At 64.2% G+C, this 4,650-nt stretch carries 4 protein-coding genes; 1 reads left to right on the top strand and 3 read right to left on the bottom strand.

The window, feature by feature from the left end; all coding sequences use genetic code 11:
- The 3 genes from mnmA to VJS90_RS02670 form a co-directional block, all read right to left on the bottom strand.
- Window positions 1-756: tRNA 2-thiouridine(34) synthase MnmA (gene mnmA, locus VJS90_RS02680; protein WP_324118842.1), on the bottom strand; the 756-nt coding region annotated here is incomplete at its 3' end.
- A 69-nt stretch (window positions 757-825) separates the two neighbouring features.
- Complete coding sequence (locus VJS90_RS02675; protein WP_324118840.1) at window positions 826-1,266, bottom strand: NUDIX hydrolase; 441 nt, start codon at window positions 1,264-1,266, stop codon at window positions 826-828.
- A gap of 187 nt (window positions 1,267-1,453) precedes the next feature.
- Entirely contained in the window at window positions 1,454-3,679 is a 2,226-nt protein-coding gene (locus VJS90_RS02670; protein ID WP_324118838.1) for an NADP-dependent isocitrate dehydrogenase, read from the bottom strand.
- Window positions 3,680-4,084: 405 nt separating this feature from the next.
- Here VJS90_RS02670 and VJS90_RS02665 point away from each other — a divergent pair.
- On the top strand, window positions 4,085-4,650 hold a 566-nt coding region (locus VJS90_RS02665; RefSeq protein WP_324118836.1), incomplete at its 3' end, for an isocitrate/isopropylmalate family dehydrogenase.

Below are 4,650 nucleotides of genomic sequence, written 5' to 3'. Positions count from 1 at the left end.
GCCCAGGCCCTGGCGCTGGCCGATGGTGTGGTACATCAGGCCATGGTGGCGGCCGATGACCTCGCCGTCGGTGGTCTGGATCTCGCCGGGCTGCGCAGGCAGGTACTGCTTGAGGAAGTCGCTGAAACGGCGCTCGCCGATGAAGCAGATGCCGGTGGAGTCCTTCTTTTTCGCCGTGGCCAGGCCATGCTTTTCGGCGATGGCGCGCACTTCGGGCTTTTCCAGCTCGCCAACCGGGAACAGCGTGCGGGCAATCTCGTTGCCGCCGACGGCATGCAGGAAGTAGCTCTGGTCCTTGTTCGGGTCCAGTCCCTTGAGCAGCTCGGTGCGCCCGTCGATGTCACGGCGGCGCACGTAGTGGCCGGTGGCGATCAGGTCGGCGCCTAGCGACATCGCGTAGTCCAGGAACGCCTTGAACTTGATCTCGCGGTTGCAGAGGATGTCCGGGTTCGGCGTGCGGCCGGCCTTGTACTCCTCGAGGAAGTGCTCGAACACATGGTCCCAGTACTCGGCCGCGAAGTTGGCGGTGTGCAGCTTGATGCCGATGCGGTCGCACACGGCCTGGGCATCGGCGAGGTCTTCACGGGCGGTGCAGTACTCGGTGCCGTCGTCCTCTTCCCAGTTCTTCATGAACAGACCTTCCACCTGGTAACCCTGTTCGATGAGCAGGAGGGCGGAGACGGACGAGTCCACGCCGCCGGACATGCCGACGATGACGCGGGTCTTGGCGGGATCAAAGGGTGCTGGGCTGGACATGGCTACCGGTGTGTATCTGGAAAAAGACGTCAATTCTATCAGGCCCGCGCCGTCAAGGCGAAGTGCCTGTCAGTCGCGCAGCAGCGCCAAGCTGTGCAAGGGGCCCGCGAGGTAATCGTCGATGCAGCGAGGCACCAGCTCGCTGCGCCAGCGCGACGGATCGGCGAGCAGCTCGTCGCGGGTCATCCACACGGCGCGCGTGATGTCGCTGTCGAGCGCCCGGTCGGTGTGGTGGCGCACGGCGCGGGCGGCGAAGCAGATGCGCTGGTAGGTCACGCCGTTGCTGGGCGCGGTGTACAGGTAGATGCCGACCAGGCCGGTGAGCTCGACCTCCCAGGCGGTTTCTTCCAGGGTTTCGCGCAGGGCGGCCTGGGACAGGGTCTCGTCGGGCTCGAGGTGGCCGGCGGGCTGGTTGAAGACGTGTTGTCCGGCCTTGAATTCCTCGACCAGAAGAAAGCGGCCCTGGTCTTCGACGATGGTGGCGACGGTGATGTGGGGGTGCCAGGTCATGTGGTGACTCCTGTGTTGTTCTTTCGGGCCTCTTCGCTGGCAAGCCAGCTCCCACAGGTACCGCGTGATCCTGAGCTTGGCGCGGTACCTGTGGGAGCTGGCTTGCCAGCGAAGGGAGCAACCCGGTCTTTCAGAAACACACAAGCCCCGGTGCGTGGCCGGGGCTTGTGGTGTTACCGAGGGAACCTTACAGCGCGGCAATCGCGCTGTTGAGGGTCTGGCTCGGGCGCATCACCTTGGCGGTCAGCTCGGCGTTCGGGGCGTAGTAGCCACCGATGTCGGCCGGCTTGCCTTGCACCGCGTTGAGCTCGGCGACGATGGTCGCCTCGTTCTCGGTCAGTGCCTTGGCCAGCGGCGCGAATCGGGCCTTCAGCGCGGCGTCATCGTTCTGCGCGGCCAGTGCCTGGGCCCAGTACAGGGTCAGGTAGAAGTGGCTGCCGCGGTTGTCGATGCCGCCAACCTTGCGCGCCGGGGACTTGTTGGTGTCCAGGAACTGGCCGGTGGCCTGGTCCAGGGTCGCCGCCAGTACCTTGGCTTTAGGGTTGGCGTAGACGTCGCCCAGGTGCTCAAGCGAAGCGGCCAGGGCCAGGAACTCGCCCAGCGAATCCCAGCGCAGGAAGTTTTCCTCGACCAGCTGCTGCACGTGCTTGGGGGCCGAGCCGCCCGCGCCGGTTTCGAACAGGCCACCGCCGTTCATCAGCGGCACGATCGACAGCATCTTGGCGCTGGTGCCCAGCTCCATGATCGGGAACAGGTCGGTCAGGTAGTCACGCAGCACGTTGCCGGTCACCGAGATGGTGTCCTTGCCTTCGCGGATGCGCGCCAGCGAGAACTTGATCGCCTCGACCGGCGCCAGCACGCGAATGTCCAGACCGCTGGTGTCGTGATCTTTCAGGTACTTCTGCACCTTCTCGATCATCACGCCATCATGGGCACGGGCGGGGTCCAGCCAGAACACCGCAGGGGTGTCGCTCAGGCGGGCACGGTTGACGGCCAGCTTGACCCAGTCCTGGATCGGCGCGTCCTTGGTCTGGCACATGCGGAAGATGTCGCCAGCCTCGACGTTCTGTTCCAGCAGCAGGTTGCCCTTGCTGTCGACCACGCGCACGACGCCGTCGGCCTTGATCTGGAAGGTCTTGTCGTGGGAGCCGTACTCTTCGGCTTTCTGCGCCATCAGACCGACGTTCGGCACGCTGCCCATGGTGGTCGGGTCGAAGGCGCCATTGGCCTTGCAGTCCTCGATCACGGCCTGGTAGATGCCGGCGTAGCAACGGTCGGGGATGACAGCCTTGGCATCCTGCAGCTCGCCCGCGGCGTTCCACATCTTGCCCGAGTCACGGATCATGGCCGGCATCGAGGCGTCGACGATGACGTCGCTCGGCACGTGCAGGTTGGTGATGCCCTTGTCGGAGTTGACCATGGCCAGGGCCGGGCGGGCGGCGTACAGCGCCTGCACGTCGGCTTCGATCTGCGCCTGCTGCTCGGCTGGCAGGGCCTTGATGCGGGCGTACAGGTCGCCGATGCCGTTGTTGGCGTTGAAGCCGACTTCAGCCAGCGCGGCGCCGTGCTTGGCCAGCACGTCGTTGTAGAACTCTTCGACGATGACGCCGAACATGATCGGGTCGGAGACCTTCATCATGGTGGCCTTCAGGTGGACCGACAGCAGCACGCCGCTGGCCTGGGCGTCCTTGATCTGCTCGGCGATGAAGCTGCGCAGGGCCTTGCGGCTCAGGGCGGCGCAATCGACCACTTCGGCGGCCTTGACGGCGGTCTTTTCCTTCAGGACGGTGGTGGTGCCGTTCTTCTCGACCAGCTCGATGCGCAGGGTGTCATCGGCTTCGATCAGCGCGGACTTCTCGCTGCCGTAGAAGTCGCCTTGGCTCATGTGCGCCACGTGCGACCTGGAGTCGGCGGCCCAGGCACCCATCTTGTGCGGGTGCTTGCGCGCGTAGTTCTTGACCGAAAGCGGCGCGCGGCGGTCGGAGTTGCCTTCGCGCAGCACAGGGTTCACGGCGCTGCCCTTGATGCGGTCGTAGCGGGCGCGGGATTCTTTCTCGGCATCGGTGGCCGGGGTGTCGGCGTAGTCAGGGATGGCGTAGCCCTGGCCTTGCAGTTCCTTGATGGCGGCCTTGAGCTGCGGCACCGAGGCGCTGATGTTCGGCAGCTTGATGATGTTCGCTTCAGGAGTGGTGGCCAGTTGGCCCAGTTCCGCCAGGTGATCGCCTACCTGCTTGTCGCTACCCAGTTGCTCCGGGAATGCGGCGAGGATACGGCCAGCGAGGGAAATGTCGCGGGTTTCGACGGCGATGTCAGCCGAAGCGGTGAAGGCTTCGATGATCGGCAGCAGTGAATAGGTGGCGAGGGCCGGAGCTTCGTCAGTGAAGGTGTAGATGATCTTGGAACGGGTGGGCATATGCGGGTTAACTCTCTGATTTGCTGAGCGTGCTCGAAGTCTCGAGGTGCGCAGGGTAGGCGCTTCGCCCTGGCGGCGCCATGAGCGGAAGGTCGAGAGGCTACGAGCGGTGATGGTGGATGCATCAGTCGAGCGTCAAACGGCTGAACTGCGGTAACAGCCTAGGTTTTGCTGGCCATCGAGGGTCATGACCCTGCGGTCAGCGCCGGAGTATAACAAATGCTTTGGCCTAATCAGCAAGGCCCAGTGAGATCGGTTCACTTATAAGACCAAAGACGTAGGGGCAATGTGGCGCGATGCCGCACGGCGGTCCGGGGATCCGGGCCAGGTTGCGCGCCGGTGGATGTGGTTTAGGCTCAGTGCATCACACGTTTGTCCAACCACACCAGGAAAGCGGAGTGCAGCATGGGATACCAGAAGATAAAGGTACCGGCCGACGGCGCCCGGATCACCGTCAACGCGGACCATTCGCTCAACGTTCCAGACAACCCGATCATCCCCTACATCGAGGGTGACGGCATTGGCGTCGATGTCAGCCCGGTGATGATCAAGGTGGTCGATGCGGCGGTACACAAAGCCTACGCCGGCAAGCGCAGGATCGCCTGGATGGAGGTCTATGCCGGCGAGAAAGCCACCCAGGTCTACGACCAGGACACCTGGCTGCCCCAGGAAACCCTCGACGCGGTGCGCGAATACGTGGTGTCGATCAAGGGCCCGCTGACCACGCCGGTCGGCGGCGGCATCCGTTCGCTCAACGTTGCCCTGCGCCAGCAGCTCGACCTTTATGTGTGCTTGCGCCCGGTGGTGTGGTTCCAGGGTGTGCCGAGTCCGGTGAAAAAGCCCGGCGACGTCGACATGGACATCTTCCGCGAGAACTCCGAGGACATCTACGCCGGCATCGAGTGGAAGGCCGGCTCGCCCGAGGCCAATAAAGTGATCAGGTTCCTCAAGGAGGAAATGGGCGTCACCAA

This window comes from Pseudomonas sp. (genome assembly GCF_035277045.1).
Classification (GTDB): Bacteria; Pseudomonadota; Gammaproteobacteria; order Pseudomonadales; family Pseudomonadaceae; genus Aquipseudomonas.
This window is presented reverse-complemented; position numbering and strand designations above follow the sequence as displayed.